Below are 17,482 nucleotides of genomic sequence, written 5' to 3' on the forward strand. Positions count from 1 at the left end.
ATCAGCACGCGCGCGCGGTCAACCATCGCCTCGTTTCGAGGAAAGCTTCGACGGCCGCGCGCCGATCGCTTGCTAAGATCGTTCATCCATCTCATTAAGAAGGAGCATGCATGACCGATATCGATCAGCAATTCACCCAGGCCCAGACCGACGTGACGGAATTGCCCGAACGTCCCGGCAACCTGACGTTGCTGCGTCTCTACGCGCTGTTCAAGCAAGGCAGCAGCGGCGATGTGAACGGCGACAAGCCCGGCTTCACCGATATCGTCGGCAAGTACAAATACGAAGCCTGGGCCGCCCTCAAAGGCACGCCCGCCGGCGACGCCAAGCAGCGCTACGTGGAACTGGTCGAATCGCTCAAGCGCGGCGAAGCGAGCTGAACCGGCGCATTTCTGCATCGAAAAAGTGAAAGCGTGCCGTCTTCTTGCCCCAAGTGGCACGCAGATGGCGCGCGATGCGTCAAAACGTGGCGCGACGCAGCAATTTCCGATATAATTCGGATTTAGCGCTTAATTGTCTGTGTTCTGACCCGGTTCTTCGGGAGGAATGCGGCGCAGATAGGCGCTTCGTAGCGTTTTGCTCCAATCCAGTTTAGAAACTGTCCCTTCCCTGCTGAGCCGCGGCATTGCCTGATCCCAGAGCAATGTACGTTTCGCGGTCTGTCAAGCATCAGGCTGATGTCGGGACCTTCGGGGTCTCGCGTATCCGATACAGCTTCTAACAAAGATTCTCGCCGCCCGTTCGCGCGAGTTGCCCCCGTTTTTCGATTTGCTCGCTGTTTCTTCGCTCGCTGAATCCAACGACTTGGGTATGCCGATTGGCGCCGACGCCTTATTTCTTGTTTCAAGGATCGACATGACTTCGAGCTTTACCCCCAGCCCGTTGGACAACATTGCAGCACAAGCGCTCGGCAACGCGCCGGCCGCCGATGTACCCGCAGCACCCGCAGTAGCCGCCACGCCCGCCGCACCCGCAGGTCCCTCTTTCGAATCGCTCGGCCTTTCCGCCGAAATCGTCTCGGCGCTGACCGCAGCCGGCTATCAAAACCCGACGCCCGTGCAACAGCGCGCAATTCCCGCCGCGCTCGCCGGACGCGATCTGCTCGTTTCCAGCCCGACCGGTTCGGGCAAGACGGCGGCATTCATGCTGCCTGCCATCGAAAAATTCGCGCAGTTGCAGAAGCTGGACGCGCAGAAGAGTCAGCCGCGTGACCCGAACGCCAAGCCGGGCCGTCGCCCGATGCCGGTTGCGCGTCCGCAACTGCTCGTGCTCACGCCCACGCGCGAACTGGCCATGCAAGTGACCGCCGCCGCGACCACGTACGGCAAGCACCTGCGCCGTCTGCGCACCGTCAGCATTCTCGGCGGCGTGGCGTATGGTCAGCAACTGATGTTGCTCGCCAAGAACCCCGAAATTCTCGTCGCTACGCCGGGTCGTCTGATCGACCATCTGGAGCGCGGCCGTATCGATCTTTCGAATCTGAGCATGCTCGTGCTCGACGAAGCCGACCGTATGCTGGACATGGGCTTTATCGAAGACATCGAACGAATCGTCGATGCGACGCCCGCTTCGCGTCAGACGCTGCTGTTCTCGGCAACCATCGACGGCAAGATTTCGTCGCTGACCGGCCGCCTGCTGAAGGATCCGGAGCGTATCGAGATCGTTCAGAAGCTCGAAGCGAAGAGCAACATCGCGCAAACCGTGCATTACGTCGATGACCGCGATCACAAGGATCGTCTGCTCGACCATCTGCTGCGCGCTGACGAACTCGATCAAGCCATCGTTTTCACGGCCACCAAGAGCGATGCCGATCTGATCGCGAACCGTCTGGCCGATGCGGGTTTCGAATCCGCCGCGCTGCACGGCGATCTCCCGCAAGGCGCGCGTAACCGCACCATTCGCGCGCTGCGCGAGCGCCGTGTGCGCGTGCTGGTCGCAACGGACGTGGCGGCGCGTGGTATCGATATTCCGGGCATCACGCACGTGTTCAACTACGATCTGCCGAAGTTCGCGGAAGATTATGTGCACCGTATCGGCCGTACGGGTCGTGCGGGCCGTAGCGGTATCGCGGTGAGCCTGGTGCATCATGCTGAAATGGGCGCGCTGAAGCGTATCGAGCGTTTCGTGCGTGCACCGCTGCCGGTGAACGTCGTTGTAGGCTTCGAGCCGCGCAAGGCGCCGCCGAAGGCTGGTTTCGGCGGTGGACGCGGCCGTCCGGGCGGTGGTAACGGCGGTGGTCGTCGTTTCGGCGGCAATGGCGGCGGCAGCAGCAGCGGCCGTGGCTATGGTCCGGGCAATGCTGGCGGCTACGGCGGCAACAAGTCGAACGCGGGTTCGCGTGACGGCGGCGGCTATCGCAGCGAAGGTGGTGGTTATCGCGGTGAAGGCGGCGGTTATCGCAGCGAAGGCGGCGGCAACCGTGGCGATGGCGGCGGTTATCGCGGTGGCAATCGTGGCGAAGGCGGCTACGGCGCGCGTCGCAATGACGGCCCGCGCGCACCGCGTCGCGGCAGCTAAGACGCGTTGACGAGGCGGCTTTCGGGCCGCTTCGGATCAGCTTCAGAGAAAACCGATGCCCTGTGCATCGGTTTTTTTTCGTCCTTTTTCGTCCGTTCGGGACCACCGCTCGCTTTTCAGCGATACACGATGACCGGAATCTTGGTATGCGTCAGCACGCGCTGCGTTTCGCTGCCTATCAGCAGACTTCCGAGGCCACGACGTCCGTGCGACGCCATCAGAATCACGTCGCAACCCTGATGCTCGGCTGTGTCGATAATGCCGAGGTACGGCGCGGCTTCGACGCTCGTCACGCTGTCGCATGTGACGCCAGCCTCCGCCGCCGCGCGCTCGACGGCGCGCAAATGCTCGCGGGCTTCGTTTTCGGCACGGGCGTGGAAATCGTCGGGCGGCTCGACGGCGACATCGGCGAACGGTGAATAGGGATATTGCGGCAGACACGCATACGCCGTGATGCGCGCGCCCACGGATTGCGCCAGATCGATCGCGCCGTCGATCGCCTTCTGCGACAGCGCGGAGCCGTCAGTGGGCACGAGAATGTGCTTGAACATGGCGTCCTCCTTCGGAGGTCGAGATGACTTTATTGTAGTAAGGCGGCGGGACGGGATGAAGGAATTGATATGGAACGTTCGCAAACGCCATGATTGTTGCCCATGCACGTCAATCAATTTCACATACATAGTCATCCAAAACAATCGGCCTATTCCCCCCAATACCCCGCCGTCTGATACGTATGCTTGAGCAAATCAAGAAACAACCTCACGCGCAGCGGCAAATGCCTTCTCTGCGGGAACACGGCGTGTATCCCAATCGGCGGCGCGGCGAATGAATCGAGCACGCTGACGAGCCGTCCTGCGCCGATATCGTCGCCCACTTCCCACCACGATCGCCACGCCAGTCCGCGTCCTTCCAGACACCATTCGTGCAGCACCGCGCCATCCGAGCACTCCATCGTGCCGGACACTTTGATGGTCACGACCTTGCCGTCTTCCTGAAACACCCATCCTCGCTGCTGATTCGCCGATGCCCCCAGCGCCAGGCAATTGTGATGCGCAAGCGAAGCCAGATCCGCAGGCTTTCCACGCTTACCCAGATACTCAGGCGACGCCACACACACCCGCCGATTCTCCCCGAGCTTCAGCGACACCAGCGACGAATCCGGCAGTTCCCCCAGTCGCACCGCACAATCAAAGCCTTCGTTGACCAGATCGACCATGCGATCGGTCAAATCCAGACTGACCGATACATCCGGATGCTGCGTCGTGAACTTAGGCACCAGCGACGCAACGTGCCGCCGTCCAAACCCCGCCGGCGCCGATACGCGCAAATGCCCGCTCGCCTTCACGCCGCCCGCCGATACGCTCGCCTCGGCGTTCTGCATATCGTTGATGATGCGCTGGCAGTCCTCCAGAAACGCCGATCCCTCGAACGTCAGCGTGATCCGGCGCGTGGTGCGCACCAGCAGCTTCACGCCGAGCCGTTCCTCGAGCGCATCGAGCCTGCGCCCGATCACCGCTGGCGCGATGCCCTCGGCCTGCGCCGCCGCCGACAAACTGCCCTTCGCCGCCACCGAGGCGAATGTCTCAATCTGCTTGAACCGATCCATGCGTTTTCATCGTGTTTGACATCGTTCCGACACAGATTAGTGATCGAAAAGTAAAAGATCAAGTGATTTTCGGGCGCTTTTTCCATCACTGTGATCACGAATACAATTCATTTGACCTCTAAATGGAGCGCAAGGCCATGTCGGCCATAACGACAACCGCATCATCTACATCCGCTTATATCGATACACCGCGCGCCATCGTGTTCGATGCGTACAGCACGCTGTTCGACGTTCATTCCGTGGTCGCTGCCGCCGAGCAACTGTTTCCCGGCAACGGCGCGGCACTCTCGGCGCTCTGGCGTCAGAAGCAGATCGAATACACGCAGTTGCGCACGCTCGGCGATCGATACGCGCCGTTCTGGGACGTGACGCTCGACGCGCTGCGCCACGCCGCCGCGCGCCTCGCGCTCAGCGATGCCCTCACGAGCACCGCCGAAAAGCGCCTGATGGACGAATACGCGTGTCTCTCCGCGTTCCCCGACACCGTGCCCGCGCTCAAAACGCTGCGGGAAAACTATCCGCTTGCGATTCTCTCGAACGGCAATCCGCCGATGCTCGATATCGCCGTGAAAAGCGCGGGCATGGCGGGCCTGTTCGAACACGTCCTGTCCGTCGATGCCGTCCGCGTCTACAAACCCGCCGCCGCCGCGTACGCACTCGGCACGCGCGCTTTCGATGCATTGGCGCGGGAGATCGTGTTCGTTTCATCGAACGGATGGGATATCGCGGGCGCGTCGTGGTTCGGCTACACGACGTTCTGGATCAACCGTGCGGCGCTGCCCGTCGAACAATTGGGCGTGACGCCGGACGGCACGGGACGCGGCATGAACGAACTTATCGCGTTTATCGAAAGCGCAGGCAACCAAACCCCACGCAGCAGCAGCAAAACACGCAAAACCGTCTGACCGACCAAGGAGAACCACATGTTGCATCCGATCCCCCTTCCCGCCGGCATGGCCATCAGCGCTGAGATTCAGCCGGGCTTCGAGTCCATCCTCACGCCTGAGGCGCTCGCGTTCGTCGCGTCGCTGCATCGGCAATTCGAGGCGCGTCGCCAAGAGTTGCTTGCAGCGCGTGTCGAACGCACCAGGCGGCTCGATGCAGGCGAGCGTCCCGACTTCCTCGCATCGACAAAATCGATTCGCGAAGGCGATTGGAAAGTCGCGCCGCTACCCGCCGATCTGCAATGCCGTCGCGTGGAAATCACCGGTCCGGTCGAACGCAAGATGATCATCAACGCGCTCAACTCCGGCGCGGATTCGTACATGACCGACTTCGAGGATTCGAACGCGCCGAACTGGAGCAACCAGATCACCGGCCAGATCAACCTGAAGGAAGCGGTGCGCCGCACGATTTCGCTGGAACAGAACGGCAAGTCGTACAAGCTCAACGACAAAATTGCCACGCTTATCGTGCGTCCGCGCGGCTGGCATCTCGACGAAAAGCATGTGACCGTGGAAGGTCAGCGCGTGTCGGGCGGCATCTTCGATTTCGCCTTGTACCTGTTCCATAACGCGAAGGAACTGATCGCGCGTGGCAGCGGCCCGTACTTCTATCTGCCGAAGATGGAAAGCCATCTCGAAGCGCGTCTGTGGAACGATATCTTCATCGCGGCGCAGGAAGGCGTGGGCATTCCGCGCGGCACGATTCGCGCGACGGTGCTGGTCGAAGTCATTCTCGCCGCGTTCGAAATGGACGAGATTCTGTACGAGTTGCGCGAGCACAGTTCCGGCCTCAACGCGGGCCGCTGGGACTACATCTTCTCGGCGATCAAGAAGTTTAAGAACGATCCGGACTTCTGTCTCGCGGACCGCTCGCAGATCACCATGACCGTGCCGTTCATGCGCGCCTATGCGCTCGAATTGCTGAAGACGTGTCACAAGCGCAATGCGCCCGCCATCGGCGGCATGGCTGCGCTGATTCCGATCAAGAACGATCCCGCCGCGAACGACAAAGCGATGGGCGGCGTGCGTTCCGACAAGGCGCGCGATGCCACAGACGGCTACGACGGCGGCTGGGTCGCGCATCCGGGCCTCGTGCCGATCGCGATGGAAGAGTTCGTGAAGGTGCTCGGCGACAAGCCGAATCAGATCGGCAAGCAGCGTCCCGACGTGCAAGTCGCCGCAAGCGATCTGATGGACTTCCGCCCCGAAGCGCCGATCACCGAAGCCGGTTTGCGCAATAACGTGAACGTCGGCATCCACTATCTCGGGGCGTGGCTCGCGGGCAATGGCTGCGTGCCGATCCACAATCTGATGGAAGATGCCGCGACCGCCGAAATCTCGCGCTCGCAAGTGTGGCAATGGATTCGCTCGCCGAAAGGCAAGCTCGACGATGGCCGCAAGGTCACCGCGCCGATGGTGCGCGAGATCATCATCGACGAACTGGAGAAGGTGAAGGCGAGCGTCGGCACGGATCTGAAGTCATACGAGCGCGCCGCGAAAATCTTCGAAGAGATGTCAACGTCCGAGCGCTTCACGGACTTTCTGACGCTGCCGCTCTACGAAGAAATTTGACCTTCGCAAAGACGCACGAAAAAACGGCCTTCGGGCCGTTTTCTTATTGCGAGGCGCTCCGTGGATCGTGCATGTCGTATGCTAAATTGCGCATCGTCTTTTTAACGATTCAACCGTGGAGCGCACTCAGGTGCGAACGACAGCATGAGCAATATCCAGCTCGATATCGAATGGACCGAAGCAGCAGAGCGCAAGATCGAAAAACTGATGCCGCGCAATGCCAGGAACAAGGACGATTATCTGGCGCTGCCGCCGATCGAATGTCTGCCGATGGAAGGCGATGTGCTCTTTCTCGGGCCGTCGGGCAAGCAGCAGCCGTTTATCGTCGCGGAGCGTCAGTATCACCATGACGGCGACGCCGACTGGACCATCATCCTGATCCTCGACGTGCCGCACGAAACGCACTGACGCGTTGTTTATCGTTATCGCTCAGTTATCACTCATAGGATCTTGGTCGCACGGCGCACTTCGCCGTGCTCGCACAGGTCCGGCATCTTGCTGCGGAAGCTCTGGATATGCGCCGACTTGCCGTGCTCCGCGAGCGTCGCTTCGTTTTCCCAGCGTTCGACGAAGATAAAGCGGCGCGGCTCGTCGTTATCGCGATGCAAGTCGTATTGAAGCGCGCCTTTCTCTTTACGCGTCGGTTCGACGTTGGCTTCCAGCACTTGCCGCAGTCCTTCTTCCCTACCCGGCTTTGCAACGAAAATAGCGACGACAGCGATTTCGGACATAACATGCTCCTCGTTTTAGAAGTTGAAGCGAGAGCATAAACGCGTTGCCGTTTTAATGCCGCGCGCTTGCTCGCGCTTGGCTTTATGCCGCTAAAGACGTCGCCAAAAGAAAAAGCCCGCGTTCTGTGGAACGCGGGCAAAAACCGTCGCCCTACGAGGATAGGCGACGGGGCCACCGGGGTTCGCGCATACGCGAACCATGTTCTGTTTGTTCTGTGTGTGTCCTGTCCGCAGTTTGTGTAGGCATACAAATAGTGTGCCGCTGTGGTGTACGCAATGTACTGTCTGGACCGCCCTTTCTTATAAGCTCTTGCGCACATTGAGCGATAAAAAAGAATCCTCTGCGCAATTCGGGCGTGAGCGTCGCATTAGCGTGCATTACGGTTTCTTTCTAAATCTTTCCCGAAGAACTCGCATGCGATGAAATAAGCGCAAAAAAAGCCGCCTCGCAAACGAGGCGGCTTGTACGCGATGAAAACAGCAGACGCTTAAATCACGTTTAACGCATGGATTAACTGATTTGGTCGGCAAGCAAGGCCATGATCTGACGCGCTTGCGGAGACGCATCCGGCTGACCCTTGTCATCGACAATCGCCACGCGCGTCTGCTGTTCGGTGATAGCGCGCACGTTGACCTGATATTGCTTGGCGACCATTTCCTTGCGGCCGTGGAACACCTGGCTCCAGAAACCCTGCTCCGCCGATGTCTTGTCGTTCGGATCGACATAGCGCACGTAGTACACGCCCTTGGCGCGATCGCGATCGTCCACCGTGAAGTTCGCACGATCCAGCGCGATACCCACGCGCAGCCACGCACGGTCATACGCCTCAGGCAGCGTCATTTCCGACGACGACGCCTCCGGCGCACGGTCGCTGCCGAGCTTGCCGCTGCTCGAATTCGCGACGTTCTGCGCCGCCACCGATGCAGCCTTCGCATCCGGCTTGGCCGACGATGCGCCCGCAGGCGCCGCCGCCAGCGCCACGCCCGGCGCGCCTGCATCCGTGTTACCCAGCGAGGACATCAGACGGCGCAGATATTCGTTTTCCAGCGCGGGATCGTTCGGACGCGCCTGCCATTGGCTGGAGTCATTGTTCACGCCGGTCAGCGCTTCACGCATGCCCTTCTGGCTGACGAACACATAGGTGCCGCCATTCGGCGCGGCTTCCAGACGCGTACGGTACTTGTTGCGTTCGGCCGTGACATACGAGTTGCCAGTGGCCTTCGACAGCGTGTCGCGGATCAGGCCGTCGGAAATCTGCGGATGCGTTTCGTTCCAGTCGGTTTCCATCACGCCTTTATCGCGTGAATCGACCACCAGCAGAAAGCCTTGTTCCTGCCAGAAACGGCGGATTTGCGGCCAGACCTGATCCGGCGTCTTGCCGTCGATCACCAGCCAGCGCTCGGCGCCGTCACGCTGAATATGCATGCCCGAGACGGGCGGCACAACGGTCGGCAAGGTGGGCGCGACCTGCTGCACCTGCTGCAAACCGGACAAGGTCGCCTGACCGCCTTGCGGCGCGAGCGAGCGCTGGTCCGATGCCTCGTCGAGGAAATTGGGGGGAACCGCGAGAGACGCCTCTTTCGCGCGGCCATCGCTTTTGTAGTTGATCGCGTCAGACGACGAAGTACCGCAGCCTGCCACGATTCCGGCGACCGCAAACAACGCGGCCACCCGCTTGGTTACACGAAATTCTGTCATGTCTGGAAAGTCCTTCCGCAACGCCACGGCGGTTCTTCCGTGGATCAACCCGGCATTTTACCGGTCCCGCGCTTCGCCGTGCAAAAAGAGGGGCAAGCGGCGCAATTCGCACGATGTCGCTGCATCGAATTCGCCTTGCTGCCATTCGCCAGCGAAGTGCAAAAGCAGTCTGCCTATACTTAGGATAATTCAAAAGATAGTCTTATCTTATTCGATGCCACTCGCGACAAATTGACAATTTATGACATGTTCCGAAGATGGCAATTTCAGCTTTCAAATTTCGTAACACGCTGTTTTTGCTGGTCTTTTTTGACAAAACTCGCAACATCGCCGCCCGGGCGTCAGCTTTTTCCCGCACATCTTTTTCGTTCGGATTCGTCCTAAAATCCGCCATCTCATAAATAAGAAGATTCACACACAGGACGAGGGCTGCAATGAATATCGTAAGAAATCCTAAGCAAATTCCTCCGCTGCTGCGGATGGCGATGGCCGCATCGCTGGTGGCGAGTACGGCCTGCCACGCGCAACTCGGCTCGACATTCAACGCCGTCGCCATTTCGAGCGATGCCGTCGCGCATCACGCGCAAGGCGGGCTGCTCAATTACCGCGAAACCACCGACGCGAACGGCATCGTCGTGCATCAATACGTCGATTCGAGCGGCACGGTGTACGCCGTGACCTGGCGCGGCCCCGCGATGCCCGATGTGCAATCGCTGCTCGGCACGTACTTTCAGCGCTTCGCGACGGGCGCGAGCGCATCGGCGGGCGCGGTGGGACTGCATGCCGCGCGCGTCGCGGATGGCGATCTCGTGGTCGAGAACCAGATGCGGCTGCGCGAGTTCAGCGGACGCGCGTGGCTGGTGAGCGCGCTGCCGGCGGGTGTATCGACCGCTGATATTCAATAAAGCGGGAGAAAACGACATGACCATCCGCACCTTTATTTCGATGATCGCCCTCTCCTGCGCGCTCGCTGCCTGTGGCGGAGGCGGAGGCAGCACGCAGAACACGAGCACGCCCGCGCCCGCCGCGCCTGCCTCCGCGAGCGCGCCAGGGACGGCAAGCGCGCCCTTGAGCGCGAGCGCACCGACCGCCGCGAGCACCACGAGCACCACCGTTCCTCAATCGACGACGCCGAACGTACAAGCCGTCCAGGTCACAAGCACGGCCACCGGCACGCGCAACATGCTGCAAACGAGCGTGACCATTTGCGTGCCCGGCACGAACAACTGCCAGACCATCAACAACATTCAGGTCGATACCGGCTCGCAGGGTCTGCGTGTGCTCGCATCGGCGCTGAATTCGTCGATTGCGCTGCCGCAGGTGCAAACCGCGTCGGGCGCGGGCGCGGGCGAATGCGCTTCGTTCGGTACGGGCTACACGTGGGGCGCGGTGCGTCAGGCCGATGTACGCATGGCCGGCCAGGTCGCCGCATCGACGTCGATACAAGTAATCGCGGATTCCGCCACCGGCAGCGCCCCGACCGACTGCACCCAATCCGGCCTGCCGATGCTCAACGCCACCAGCCTGCGCGGCAACGGCATTCTCGGCGTCGGACCGTTCACGGCGGATTGCGGCGCGGGCTGCGCGTCCACCGCGATGCCGCGCTGGTACTACGCCTGCAACGGCAGCAGTTGCACCAATAGCGCGCTTGCCGCCGCGCAGCAGGTGACCAATCCCATCGCCAACTTTCCCGCCGATAACAACGGCGTGCTGATCGAACTGCCCGCGGTTCCGGCGACGGGTGCATCGACGGTGGCCGGGACCATGACCTTCGGTATCGGGTCGCAGGCGAACAACCTGCTCGGCTCGGCGACGGTGCTGAAATCGAACTCGCTGACGGGCTATGTATCGACGAGTTTCAGCGGCAGCGCGTACGCATCGAGCTTTATCGACAGCGGATCGAACGGCATGTTCTTTCCTTCAACGACGCTCACGAAATGCGGCGTGTGGTATTGCCCCGCCACGCAACAGGCGCTGAACGCGACCATCAACTCGTCGAGCGGCGCGACAACGGTGGTCGCATTCAACGTCGGCACATCGACCACGCTGATATCGACCGGCAACTTTGCGTTCAACAATCTCGCCGGCAGCGCGAACGGTTACTTCGATTGGGGCTTGCCGTTCTTTTTCGGACGCCGCGTATTCACCGCGCTCGAAGGCCGCGTGACGCCCGCGGGCAACGGGCCGTACTACGCGTTCTAGTTCTGAAAAGCAAAAAGCCGTCGCCCGCAAACCACGAGCGACGGCTTTTCTCGAAGTAAAGCAGCTTAAGCCTTGCTCTCTTCGTCAAAAATCTTCTGCGCCAGATGAAAGGCAGAATTCGCGGCCGGCACGCCGCAATACACCGCCGTCTGCAACAGCACTTCCTTGATCTGATCCTGCGTCACGCCGTTGTTCTTGGCCGCGCGCAAATGCAGCGCGAGTTCCTCGCTGCGATTGAGCGCCACCATCATCGCGATAGTGATCAGGCTGCGCGTGTGGCGCGGCAAGCCCTCGCGCGTCCAGATTTCGCCCCATGCGTAGCGCGTGATGAAGTTCTGGAACTCGGTCGTCAGTTCGGTGCGATTGGCAAGCGAGCGGTCCACGTGCGCATCCGACAGCACCGCGCGGCGCACCTGCATGCCGGCTTCGTAGCGTTCGTCATCGGTCATTTAGCGTTCTCCCAGAAAGTCGAGCACGGTGCGCGTGTATTCATCGCGCTTTTCGATGTTCGACAGATGCGCCGCATCCAGTTCGACATAACGCGCGCCTTCGATATAAGCCGCCAGTTCGCGCCCTTGCTCCGCCGTGGTCGATAGATCGTGCGTGCCGGAAATCACCAGCACGGGCAGCTTGATGGTCTTGGCTTCGTCGCGCAGGTCGGCGTCGCGGATGGCTTCGCAGTTGGACGCGTAGCCGTCGCCCGAAGTGTGACGGAACACGTCGCGGATATTCGACAACCCGATCTGCTCGCGCTCGATAAACGGCGCGGTGAACCAGCGCGCGATCACGGCATCGGTCAAGGCGGGCATGCCGCCCGGTTCGCGCGCTTTCGCGGCGCGCGGCGTCCACACGGCATCCGATCCGATCAGCGCAGCAGTGTTCGTCAGCGCGACGCGCGTAAAACGCTGCGGATGACGCGCCGCCAGTCCGATGCCGGTCAGCCCGCCCATCGACAAGCCGCAATAGTTCGCGCGCTCGATTTTCAGATGGTCCATCAGCCCGATCACGTCGCCGATAAGCTGGTCGATGGTGTATGGACCTTGCGGCGCGTCGGAATGACCGTGGCCGCGCGTGTCGTAGCGCAACACGCGATACTGCTTCGCGAACGCCTCGATATTCGGCGACCACATCGAAATGTCCGCGCCGAGCGAGTTGGACAGCACGAGCCACGGCGCATTCTCGCCCGTCGTGACGTCGATGCGATAGTGAATCCGGGTGCCGTTGACGGCAGCGTATGGCATGTTCTTAGCGCTCCTGTTGTTTCGCGTGCTGTTTCGATTGTGCGATGGCCGCATCGACGAAAGCTTGCGCCTGGCCGACGTAATTCGCCGGATCGAGCAGTGCGTGCAGTTGATCGCGCGACAGATGGCGCATGACGGTTTCGTTGGCGGCGAGGGCATCGAACAGCGTGGTGCCGTTCGCCACCGACGCCTTCGATGCGCCTTCCACCAGCTTGTGCGCATCCATCCGGCCGATGGCGTCGCCGAGCGCGAGCATGACCGCTTCGCCGAGCACGAGGCCGTTGGTGACGTCGAGATTCTTCTTCAGGCGTTCGACGTTGATTTCCATCGACGGCACGATCGCCAGCATGTTCGACAGCGCGCCCGCCGTGAGACGCGCGAGATCGGGCAGCGCTTCCCATTCCGCCTGCCAGCCGCCGAGCGCGCGTTCGTGCTCCTGAACCATGCCCGCGAAAATCGTCGCGACAAGGTTCGGTGCGCGCGTCGCTGCGGTCAAAACCGCCGCACAACCGACCGGATTGCGCTTGTGCGGCATGGTCGATGAACCGCCCTTGCCTGCCGCCGCCGGTTCGGCCACTTCGCCGAGTTCGGTCTGCATCATCAGCGAGATATCGCGGGCGATTTTGCCGAGCGTGCCGCTCAACATGCCGAGAAACGACGCGCTTTCCGCGATGCGATCACGTTGCGTATGCCACGGCAACGCGGGCAGTTGAAGCCCGAGATCGTCGGCAAGCGATTGCGCGACCGGAAGCGCCTTGTCTCGCAGACTGGCGAGCGTGCCCGCCGCGCCGCCGAATTGCAGCACGAGCGCGCGCGCTTTCAGTTCGCTTAATCGCGCACGATGCCGCGTAACCGCATCCAGCCACTGCGCGAACTTCAGACCGAGCGTGATCGGCAGCGCCTGTTGCAGCCAGGTGCGCCCGATCATCGGCGTTTGCTTGTGATGTTCGGCTTGCCTGACGAGCGCGTTCGAAAGCGCAAGCAATTCGGCATCGATCAGATCGAGTGCGGCGCGCAATTGCAGCACGACGCCCGTATCGATGATGTCCTGACTCGTCGCGCCCCAATGCACGTATTTCGCGGCTTCCGCATCCTTCGCTTTCACGACGGCCGTGAGTTGCTTGACGAGCGGAATCGCGAGATTGCCGCCCGCGGCCGCGCCGATCATCAACGCATCGGCGTCGATGTGGTTGGCTTTGCACGCGGCGACGATCGCGTCCACCGCGTTCGACGGAATCACCCCATGCATCGCCGATGCGCGCGCCAACGCGGCTTCGACATCGAGCATGGCCTGAACGGTCACGCGCGGCGACCAGATCTCGTTCGCGGCTGCATTGCCGCAAATGAGATCGGTCAACCTTCCGGTCGATGAAAACATGCCGTCAAACACGTTCGATGATGACCGCAATACCCTGCCCCACGCCGATGCACATCGTGCACAACGCGTAACGTCCGCCGGTGCGCTGAAGCTGATAGCTCGCGGTCGTCACCAGCCGCGCGCCCGATGCGCCCAGCGGATGCCCCAACGCAATCGCGCCGCCGTTCGGATTCACGCGCGGATCGTTATCGGCGACGCCGAGTTCGCGCAGCACGGCGAGCCCTTGCGAGGCGAACGCTTCGTTCAGCTCGATCACATCCATCTGATCGATGGTCATGCCCAGACGCTTCAACAGCTTCTGCGAAGCCGGCGCGGGACCGATGCCCATCACGCGCGGCGCAACGCCAGCGGTGGCGAGGCCGAGAATGCGCGCGCGCGGCGTGAGGCCGTGACGCTTGGCGCTTTCTTCATCCGCGATCAACATGGCGACCGCGCCATCGTTGACGCCCGACGCGTTACCCGCCGTCACGCTGCCGTCCGGACGCACGACGCCCTTGAGCTTCGCCAGCGCTTCCAGACTCGTTTCACGCGGATGCTCGTCGCGATCGACGATCAGCGCATCGCCCTTTTTCTGCGGAATCGTCACCGCGACGATTTCCTGCGCCAGCGTGCCGTCCTTCTGCGCGCGCGCCGCCTTTTGCTGCGACAACACGGCGAACGCGTCCTGATCGGCGCGGCTCACCTTGTAATCGTCGGCGACGTTTTCAGCGGTTTCGGGCATCGAATCGACGCCGTACAGCTTCTTCATCAACGGATTGATGAAACGCCAGCCGATGGTCGTATCGTGGATTTCGGCCTGACGCGAGAACGCGCTGGTCGCCTTGCCCTGCACGAAGGGCGCGCGGCTCATGCTTTCCACGCCGCCCGCGATCAGCAGATTCGCTTCGCCCGACTTGATGGCGCGCGCCGCGATCCCGACTGCATCCATGCCCGAACCGCACAGCCGATTCACCGTCGTGCCCGGCACGCCGAGCGGCAGTCCCGCCAGCAGCGACGACATGCGCGCCACGTTGCGATTGTCTTCGCCTGCCTGATTCGCGCAGCCGTAGATCACTTCCTCGACCGCGTCCCAATCGACTTCCTTGTTGCGCTCGACCAGCGCGCGCAGCGGCACCGCGCCGAGATCGTCGGCGCGCACGGACGACAGCGCGCCGCCGTAACGGCCGATGGGCGTGCGGATCGCATCACATACGAAAGCTTCTTTCATTTTTTGTCTCTCCAGTTCTCTTGGATATCTCTCAGGCTGCTTCGGAAATTGGCGCGTATTGCAGCGGCACTTGCGCCAGCTTCTGCAATTCTTCGAACGTCAATCCGTCCACCATCTCGCGTACGACGAAGCCTTCCGGCGTGACATCGAACACGGCGTGATCGGTGTACACGCGATCGACGCAATCCACGCCCGTCACCGGATACGAGCATTGCGCGACCAGTTTGCTTTCGCCCTGCTTGGTCAGCAGTTCCATCATCACGTAGACCTGCTTCGCGCCGATGGCCAGATCCATCGCGCCGCCGACCGCTGGAATCGCGTCGGGTGCGCCGGTGTGCCAGTTGGCGAGATCGCCGGTGGCCGAGACCTGAAACGCGCCGAGCACGCAGAAGTCGAGATGGCCGCCGCGCATCATCGCGAAAGAATCGGAATGGTGGAAGTAGGCACCACCCGTAAGCAATGTGACGTGTTGCTTGCCCGCGTTGATGAGTTCGTCGTCTTCCTCGCCCTTCGCCGGTGCCGGACCCATGCCCAACAAACCGTTTTCGCTGTGCAGAAAGATTTCGCGATCCGCCGCGAGGTGATTGGCGACCAGCGTCGGCACGCCGATACCCAGATTCACGTAAGCGCCTTCGGGAATATCCGCGGCCACGCGCTTGGCCATTTCGTCACGAGTGAGTTTCTTCATGGCTGTCTGTCCTTAAGCTGCGAGTTCGGCGGCATGAACCGCTTGCGGCACTTCCACGACGCGTTGCACGAAAATGCCCGGCGTCACGATGTTTTCCGGGTCCAGTTCGCCCAGCGGCACCACTTTCGAGACCTGCACGATGGCGGTCTTCGCCGCGCTAGCCATGATCGGGCCGAAATTACGCGCGGTTTTACGATAGACCAGATTGCCCCAGCGGTCGCCCTTGAATGCTTTCACCAGCGCGAAATCCGCGTGCAGCGGCGCTTCGAGCACGTAGTGCTTGCCATCGATTTCGCGCGTTTCCTTGCCTTCGGCCAGCTTCGTGCCGAAACCCGTCGGCGTAAAGAATCCGCCGATGCCCGCGCCCGCGGCACGAATGCGCTCGGCGAGATTGCCCTGCGGCACCAGTTCCAGCTCGATCTCGCCCGCGCGATACAGCGCGTCGAACACATACGAGTCTGTCTGACGCGGGAACGAGCAGATGATCTTGCGCACGCGCTTGGCCTTCAGCAGCGCGGCCAGGCCCGTGTCGCCGTTGCCGGCGTTGTTGTTGACGATCGTCAGCTCGCGCGCGCCCTGCTCGATGAGTGCGTCGATCAGTTCCGAAGGCATGCCTGCCGTGCCGAAACCGCCGATCATGATGGTCGCGCCGTCGTTGACATCGGCGACTGCCGACGCGAGCGTGTCGAAAATCTTGTTGATCATTGCCGTTCTTCTCCGAGGAATTCCGCCTGAAATCCACTTGCATCGAAATGTTCGATATGCGAACATGGATTCGTTTAGCGAACATCGGCATGGTAGTCCTGCGTTTGTTGTCGTGTCAACGAAGGCATTGCAAATTGCGGGTTTATACGGAGTCGCACCTTTCCCGGCGCTGTCAGACATGAATCCATCTCCAGTCGAATCCGACGCAGCAGACACCCGTCCCGGCGACGCCTACGTGCAATCTTTCGCGCGCGGTCTCGCCGTGATCCGTTCGTTCGATGCCACCCGCCCCGCCCAGACGCTCACGGATGTCGCAGCCGCCACGGGCCTCACGCGTGCGGGCGCGCGTCGCATTTTGCTGACCTTGCAATCGCTCGGTTATGTGGAAGCGGACGGCCGCCTGTTCCAGCTTACGCCGAAGATTCTCGACCTCGGTTTCGCCTATCTCACGTCGATGCCCTTCTGGAATCTCGCCGAACCGGTAATGGAAGAACTCGTCGAGCAAGTGCACGAAAGCTGCTCGGCGGCGGTATTGAATGGCGCGGAAATCGTCTATGTACTGCGCGTGCCGACGCACAAGATCATCACGCAGAACTTGTCGATCGGCAGCCGTTTGCCTGCGTTCTGCACGTCGATGGGCCGCGTGCTGCTCGCCTCGCTCGACGACGATCGTCTCGACGCCGTGCTCGACGCCAGCGATCTCACCGCGCGCACGCCGCGCACCGTCGTCGATCGCGACGCGTTGAAGGAAGCGATCGCGCTGGTGCGTCGTCAGGGCTGGGCGATCGTCGATCAGGAACTCGAAGAAGGCTTGATTTCGATGTCCGCGCCCATTCGCGACCGGCAAGGCCGCGTGATCGCCGCGCTGAACATCAGCGGTAATGCGCAGCGCAAAAGCGCGAAGCAGATGGCGAAGGCCTTTCTCGACCCGCTTCAGGAAGCAGCGACGCGCGTGTCGGATATGGTGGCGCGGCGTGGTTAATGTGCTGGCT

18 protein-coding genes are annotated in these 17,482 nt (G+C 61.5%); 8 read left to right on the top strand and 10 right to left on the bottom strand.

What is annotated here, in order from left to right:
• Nucleotides 1-110: 110 nt before the first annotated feature.
• Together P7F28_RS05355 and P7F28_RS05360 are read left to right on the top strand one after the other, a co-directional pair.
• On the top strand, nucleotides 111-380 hold the full coding sequence (locus P7F28_RS05355; protein WP_277183397.1) for an acyl-CoA-binding protein: 270 nt from the start codon (nucleotides 111-113) through the stop codon (nucleotides 378-380).
• A gap of 475 nt (nucleotides 381-855) precedes the next feature.
• On the top strand, nucleotides 856-2,517 hold the full coding sequence (locus tag P7F28_RS05360; RefSeq protein WP_277183398.1) for a DEAD/DEAH box helicase: 1,662 nt from the start codon (nucleotides 856-858) through the stop codon (nucleotides 2,515-2,517).
• A gap of 116 nt (nucleotides 2,518-2,633) precedes the next feature.
• On the opposite strand, the gene P7F28_RS05365 is transcribed toward P7F28_RS05360, so the two are convergent.
• Both P7F28_RS05365 and P7F28_RS05370 read right to left on the bottom strand, forming a co-directional pair.
• Nucleotides 2,634-3,068 (bottom strand): universal stress protein, encoded by a 435-nt coding sequence (locus P7F28_RS05365; RefSeq protein WP_277183399.1) that lies wholly within the window; start codon nucleotides 3,066-3,068, stop codon nucleotides 2,634-2,636.
• 149 nt (nucleotides 3,069-3,217) lie between these two features.
• The gene (locus P7F28_RS05370) at nucleotides 3,218-4,123 is read right to left on the bottom strand and encodes a LysR family transcriptional regulator (protein ID WP_277183400.1); all 906 of its coding nucleotides are present in this window, start codon (nucleotides 4,121-4,123) and stop codon (nucleotides 3,218-3,220) included.
• Nucleotides 4,124-4,260: 137 nt separating this feature from the next.
• On the opposite strand from P7F28_RS05370, the gene P7F28_RS05375 reads away from it, so the two are divergent.
• The 3 genes from P7F28_RS05375 (at nucleotide 4,261) to P7F28_RS05385 (ending at nucleotide 7,047) form a co-directional block, all read left to right on the top strand.
• Entirely contained in the window at nucleotides 4,261-5,028 is a 768-nt protein-coding gene (locus tag P7F28_RS05375; RefSeq protein WP_277183401.1) for a haloacid dehalogenase type II, read from the top strand.
• 18 nt (nucleotides 5,029-5,046) lie between these two features.
• The gene (aceB, locus tag P7F28_RS05380) at nucleotides 5,047-6,639 is read left to right on the top strand and encodes a malate synthase A (protein WP_277183402.1); all 1,593 of its coding nucleotides are present in this window, start codon (nucleotides 5,047-5,049) and stop codon (nucleotides 6,637-6,639) included.
• Nucleotides 6,640-6,783: 144 nt separating this feature from the next.
• The gene (locus tag P7F28_RS05385) at nucleotides 6,784-7,047 is read left to right on the top strand and encodes a DNA-binding protein (RefSeq protein WP_277183403.1); all 264 of its coding nucleotides are present in this window, start codon (nucleotides 6,784-6,786) and stop codon (nucleotides 7,045-7,047) included.
• Nucleotides 7,048-7,079: 32 nt separating this feature from the next.
• Here the strand turns inward: P7F28_RS05385 and P7F28_RS05390 are convergent, their stop codons facing one another.
• Together P7F28_RS05390 and bamC are read right to left on the bottom strand one after the other, a co-directional pair.
• On the bottom strand, nucleotides 7,080-7,370 hold the full coding sequence (locus tag P7F28_RS05390) for a putative quinol monooxygenase (protein WP_277183404.1): 291 nt from the start codon (nucleotides 7,368-7,370) through the stop codon (nucleotides 7,080-7,082).
• Nucleotides 7,371-7,881: 511 nt separating this feature from the next.
• Nucleotides 7,882-9,069, bottom strand: a complete 1,188-nt coding sequence (gene bamC, locus P7F28_RS05395; RefSeq protein WP_277183405.1) for an outer membrane protein assembly factor BamC — start codon at nucleotides 9,067-9,069, stop codon at nucleotides 7,882-7,884.
• Nucleotides 9,070-9,503: 434 nt separating this feature from the next.
• Between bamC and P7F28_RS05400 the strand changes: the two genes are divergently transcribed.
• Nucleotides 9,504-9,974, top strand: coding sequence for a DUF2844 domain-containing protein (locus P7F28_RS05400; RefSeq protein ID WP_277183406.1), 471 nt, complete (start codon nucleotides 9,504-9,506; stop codon nucleotides 9,972-9,974).
• A 16-nt stretch (nucleotides 9,975-9,990) separates the two neighbouring features.
• Nucleotides 9,991-11,271 (top strand): DUF3443 domain-containing protein, encoded by a 1,281-nt coding sequence (locus P7F28_RS05405; protein ID WP_277183407.1) that lies wholly within the window; start codon nucleotides 9,991-9,993, stop codon nucleotides 11,269-11,271.
• A gap of 65 nt (nucleotides 11,272-11,336) precedes the next feature.
• Here P7F28_RS05405 and pcaC read toward each other — a convergent pair whose 3' ends face one another.
• The 6 genes from pcaC to P7F28_RS05435 are packed head-to-tail and all read right to left on the bottom strand — an operon-like array spanning nucleotide 11,337 to nucleotide 16,490.
• A complete protein-coding gene (pcaC, locus tag P7F28_RS05410) occupies nucleotides 11,337-11,720 on the bottom strand; it encodes a 4-carboxymuconolactone decarboxylase (protein ID WP_277183408.1) in 384 nt (127 codons plus the stop codon).
• Nucleotides 11,721-12,512 carry a 3-oxoadipate enol-lactonase gene (gene pcaD / locus P7F28_RS05415; protein WP_277183409.1) on the bottom strand — a complete coding sequence of 264 codons (792 nt, stop codon included), beginning with the start codon at nucleotides 12,510-12,512 and terminating at the stop codon, nucleotides 11,721-11,723.
• Nucleotides 12,513-12,516: 4 nt separating this feature from the next.
• On the bottom strand, nucleotides 12,517-13,890 hold the full coding sequence (locus tag P7F28_RS05420; RefSeq protein ID WP_277183410.1) for a 3-carboxy-cis,cis-muconate cycloisomerase: 1,374 nt from the start codon (nucleotides 13,888-13,890) through the stop codon (nucleotides 12,517-12,519).
• Nucleotides 13,891-13,894: 4 nt separating this feature from the next.
• Nucleotides 13,895-15,097, bottom strand: a complete 1,203-nt coding sequence (gene pcaF / locus P7F28_RS05425; RefSeq protein WP_277183411.1) for a 3-oxoadipyl-CoA thiolase — start codon at nucleotides 15,095-15,097, stop codon at nucleotides 13,895-13,897.
• Between the two features lie 31 nt (nucleotides 15,098-15,128).
• A complete protein-coding gene (locus P7F28_RS05430; RefSeq protein WP_277183412.1) occupies nucleotides 15,129-15,785 on the bottom strand; it encodes a 3-oxoacid CoA-transferase subunit B in 657 nt (218 codons plus the stop codon).
• A 12-nt stretch (nucleotides 15,786-15,797) separates the two neighbouring features.
• Nucleotides 15,798-16,490: a 3-oxoacid CoA-transferase subunit A gene (locus P7F28_RS05435; RefSeq protein WP_277183413.1), complete on the bottom strand. Its 693-nt coding sequence runs from the start codon at nucleotides 16,488-16,490 to the stop codon at nucleotides 15,798-15,800.
• A gap of 178 nt (nucleotides 16,491-16,668) precedes the next feature.
• On the opposite strand from P7F28_RS05435, the gene P7F28_RS05440 reads away from it, so the two are divergent.
• Nucleotides 16,669-17,472 (top strand): IclR family transcriptional regulator, encoded by an 804-nt coding sequence (locus P7F28_RS05440; RefSeq protein ID WP_277183414.1) that lies wholly within the window; start codon nucleotides 16,669-16,671, stop codon nucleotides 17,470-17,472.
• Nucleotides 17,473-17,482 lie beyond the last annotated feature (10 nt).

The sequence above is a fragment of the Caballeronia sp. BR00000012568055 genome (assembly GCF_029439455.1).
Taxonomy (GTDB): Bacteria; Pseudomonadota; Gammaproteobacteria; order Burkholderiales; family Burkholderiaceae; genus Caballeronia.